4 protein-coding genes and 2 pseudogenes are annotated in these 3,487 nt (G+C 59.6%); 3 read left to right on the forward strand and 3 right to left on the reverse strand.

Translation table 11 applies throughout. From position 1 onward, the window contains the following. Window positions 1-76 precede the first annotated feature (76 nt). Together CT676_RS43180 and CT676_RS43185 are read right to left on the reverse strand one after the other, a co-directional pair. Window positions 77-831, reverse strand: a pseudogene (locus CT676_RS43180) (outer membrane beta-barrel protein). A 147-nt stretch (window positions 832-978) separates the two neighbouring features. Then, on the reverse strand, window positions 979-1,245 hold the full coding sequence (locus CT676_RS43185) for a hypothetical protein (protein WP_135217305.1): 267 nt from the start codon (window positions 1,243-1,245) through the stop codon (window positions 979-981). A 260-nt stretch (window positions 1,246-1,505) separates the two neighbouring features. Here CT676_RS43185 and CT676_RS45945 point away from each other — a divergent pair, with 260 nt between their 5' ends. From CT676_RS45945 to CT676_RS46215, 3 genes and pseudogenes are all read left to right on the forward strand, one after another. Continuing rightward, the gene (locus CT676_RS45945) at window positions 1,506-1,769 is read left to right on the forward strand and encodes a hypothetical protein (protein WP_085398219.1); all 264 of its coding nucleotides are present in this window, start codon (window positions 1,506-1,508) and stop codon (window positions 1,767-1,769) included. A gap of 1,118 nt (window positions 1,770-2,887) precedes the next feature. Then, window positions 2,888-3,036: pseudogene (locus tag CT676_RS46400) on the forward strand (SOS response-associated peptidase); the annotation flags it as partial. Further along, on the forward strand, window positions 3,016-3,141 hold the full coding sequence (locus CT676_RS46215) for a hypothetical protein (protein ID WP_256376509.1): 126 nt from the start codon (window positions 3,016-3,018) through the stop codon (window positions 3,139-3,141). The pseudogene CT676_RS46400 and the gene CT676_RS46215, both read left to right, overlap by 21 nt. Before the next feature lie 147 nt (window positions 3,142-3,288). Here the strand turns inward: CT676_RS46215 and CT676_RS43205 are convergent. Next, the coding region (locus tag CT676_RS43205) for a hypothetical protein (RefSeq protein ID WP_205124643.1) at window positions 3,289-3,487 on the reverse strand (199 nt) is incomplete at its 5' end.

The following is a 3,487-nucleotide window of genomic DNA, read 5'->3' on the forward strand; positions in this document are numbered from 1 at the left end:
GCGAAGACCCTTTGCCGTTCCTAATTGAGCGGCCCCGGTGCCATGCCGGGACCTCTAATCTGCGCGGAAGTACGGTTCAATAGCGAGCGGTGACCGGTGCCGAATAACCGCCGAAACGATAGTTCAACCGAAGTGTGACCATGTCCACATCCTGACTGACCCCGTTGCCGAGAAGGGTGATGCCCCCTGGCGTGACCACGCCCGCGAAGGACGTGTTGTCACGCCCCATCCAGAGATGGTCGTATTCGATGCCGAACGACCAATTCGGCGAGAAACCGTATTCCCAGCCGACACCGAGGGCACCGCCCCAGCGCGTGTGACCTGCGGAGTCAGGCCGACTCCGGTGAGGTTGTTGAAGACATCAAAGCGATTGCGCGTCACCGCAGCGCCACCCTTCACATAGAACAGCGACGCTTTCCATGCCCATCCGAATTGAGCCGTGAACAGCCCAATGCCATCAATCTTGCCTGTGGTTGAGATCAATGGATCGATCAAGCTGACGCGTGTGTTCTTGATCTCGGCCCAGTCGCCCTGCGCCTCCAAGCCGAGCACAGACTGGTTCGTTTGCCAGCGGTACCCGATCTGCCCGCCAACAAGGCCGCCCGAACGATCAGCGCAACCACCTGCGACTGTCCCGGCGGGCGTCAGGAAATCCACGCAACCATGGCTCTGCCCCCAGCCTCCGTTGGCGCCAATGTAGAATCCGCTCCAGTTGTAGATCGCCACCACCGGTGCCGGCGGCGCGGCCTTGACGGCCATATCGGCGGCCATGGCAGGCGCCGTCATGCTCAGCGCTGCGAGACTGAGCGGAGTCATCGAAAGCCTTTTCATCGTCCATATCCCCATGCTCAGAGCTCTTTCGTTCAGAGAACGCGAGCTCTTATGAAGTGCCCGACGTCCACAAGTCTAAAGCGATGAGACCTAAGCCCGTAATAAAATGGCAACACTTGAGAGCGGTGTATGTGCACGGGAACGTGCTTATTCCGCGTCGGGACCTGGATCTCGCTCAGCGTTCCATTGTTCATCGACAAGCCAAGCTTGGATGCGGGGCGACGGAATGAGTTGCCTGGGGACGTGCGGATTGATCGTGCCCGCAAATACAACGAGACCTTCGTCGAGCTTTGCACGAACGAATGCCTTGGCCTCTGCTTCCGTAGCGAAGGTCCTTGTTTCCCGAGGGCTCCGCTGCTTCGGCAGCGTGCCGCGTTTACGAACCTCGAAGGTGACATACCAAGTCGGCGTCATCGCACGCACCAACTAACTGCCCTAGCCCAGTCGGTCTCTTGTTTTGGTGCGGGTATCATGAAGCTGGTTGATCTGAATCAAGATCGCGGTTGGTGCTGTCAGTAAACTAGGCGACGGGCGGTAGGGAACAAGGAGGATGTTCGACGGAGTTAACGCACAGCCCAGTTCACCCTTGATGTACGTCAATGTCGCTCATGTGTCCGGGCACACGCTATCGTAAGCCGTAGGAATGCGGCTTCTGCTACCCTTAGGAGGACATCATGAAGGCTAAGATGCGACTTTCGATCAAGTCAGTGACGGTTACAGGAATCGCTGCCAGCGCACTTCTGGGACTTGCAGGGGCCACGCTTGCTCCATCACCGGCCCGCGCGATCGTGTATTGCCAGTACGTCGACTATCCGGTGGGTTGCGTTGCCCGGGCTGGCGTTGCCCTCCGGCCACGGCCCGTTGCGCGCGCTGCAGTCCGTCATAACGTCGGCGGTAATGCCAATGGCGGCGTTAATCGCGTCGGAGTGCGTCGATAGAGGATTTGCCGGCGGGCCCCTAGCCTTGGTGCATAAACCAACATCGTGGCCCGCGGTAGCATTCAACACAACTTTTCGGCCATGGAGCGTCTTCGTTTCGAGGGACTTCTCGGCTTCAGGAGCAGGCCACCAAATTGCTGTCATCTATTTTCCAATGCGTGATGAAGCCGTCTGGTTGAATCGCCGCACGTGGCATCACCTGCATCGATATCGCGATGGACAGCCAATAACCTGATCACCGTCACCCTCCGTTGGTGCCCTTTGAAAGGAAAGGTCAATCCGCGTGCAGAATCAGAAAGAGTTTGATCAGGAGGCAGCCGTTTGGACCGCCTCCTAGTCGTCTCCTTGCTGACTCGGTGTGCCGGGCGTGCGATCAATTCCGCTAGTCTGCAGCAGATCAGGGTGCCATAACGTCGCTGGTATGCTGACGCGCCGAAGTCGATGCCCGCTTCACCGGCTTTCGCGTGTGTTTTACGGGCAGCGGAACGGCAAACCGTTGGTGCCTGCGACCAAAGTCCCCGATGTGCAGGCCATGCCGGTAGGACTTATGTACCAGCCATTGCTGGAGCTGGCCGTGGACGCCGCATAGTAGGCGTTGGCTGCCCGAGCTCCGCCTGTGTAGTAAGGGCCGCCTCCCCATCCCCAGTTGGGCGATGTAGCCGCCACAGCAGCAGCGCCGCCGACGGCGGCCGCGCCGGCGACGCCAGCGCCGACTACCTCGGCTCCATACCGGTACGCAGCCCGTCGGTCTTGCAGGCGAGCAACACCTGCAACGCTCATTGGGGTCAGTGGTCGACCGACCCGTGCTTGGGCACTCTCGACTGACATAGAGACACCGCGTTGTTCAGACCAGCTAAACGAGAACAGTGCCGCGCATGCGACAGTTGAGCCCGCAATTGCAAGTTTTGTTAGATGCATCTTTTTCATGAATTTGCTCCATTACTGGCTTGCCCCATGCTGAAAGAATTCTGCCTCACCGCCGGGTGGGCATTGCGCTAGAAGTAGCGAGCGTCAGCGAGGACATTAAGCTCGCCGTTCAGAGACAGGGTTACTACATGCGCAAGCTAACGGACTTTAAGAAGCGGTAGTCCGCAAAGCGCACGTGAAACCTCTACAGCATCACAACCAACCAAGCCGCGATCATCGCGCTGTTTCGCGTCGTCAACCGCTATGCCGGCAACCTCGCACCGATGCCGGTCGTGTTTCCGGGTTACCCGGCAACACTGACACCGGCCGCGAGCTGGCCATGATGCGCTGGGGCATGCCGCCGCCACCAAAGTTCGGCGGGCCACCGGTCACCAACATCCGCAATGCCGTCACCGCACTGGCCAGGCTGCCTGAAGCCGGAGAACCGCCGCCTTGTCCCGGCTAACAGCTTCTCCGAGCAACGTCCGCTGCCGGATGACGCGCTGAGGATCGTGGCGCGTGGCGCCGAAGGAGAACTAAGGCCGTCAAGTGAAAGTTGCCGTCGATCGACCTTACCGATCCCCAAGAGCTGCCCGCAAGAGTCTTGAGATCGCTACGCAGTCCAGCTCGGCAAGCGCGCGGCATCGCCGATTAATTTCTTGAAAGCCGAGCATTTCAGGCGCTCTAGGTCCCGTTCTCCGTCCGCCGCACGCGCCAGAAGATGTTCAGCAATTTCAAGCGCCGAAGCCGACTTCCGCTGATGGAAACGGGCGTCAAGCAGCACCTCGTCCAACGCGCGGCGCAATGTGGCT

It is taken from the genome of Bradyrhizobium sp. MOS001 (assembly GCF_004634465.1).
In the GTDB taxonomy this organism is placed as follows: domain Bacteria; phylum Pseudomonadota; class Alphaproteobacteria; order Rhizobiales; family Xanthobacteraceae; genus Bradyrhizobium; species Bradyrhizobium barranii.

Bases quoted from the DNA above. Each gene is read 5' to 3' on its own strand.
- CT676_RS46215 (WP_256376509.1), top strand. From the start codon at position 3,016: ATGATGCGCTGGGGCATGCCGCCGCCACCAAAGTTCGGCGGGCCACCG.
- CT676_RS43185 (WP_135217305.1), bottom strand. From the start codon at position 1,245: ATGACGCCGACTTGGTATGTCACCTTCGAGGTTCGTAAACGCGGCACG.
- CT676_RS45945 (WP_085398219.1), top strand. From the start codon at position 1,506: ATGAAGGCTAAGATGCGACTTTCGATCAAGTCAGTGACGGTTACAGGA.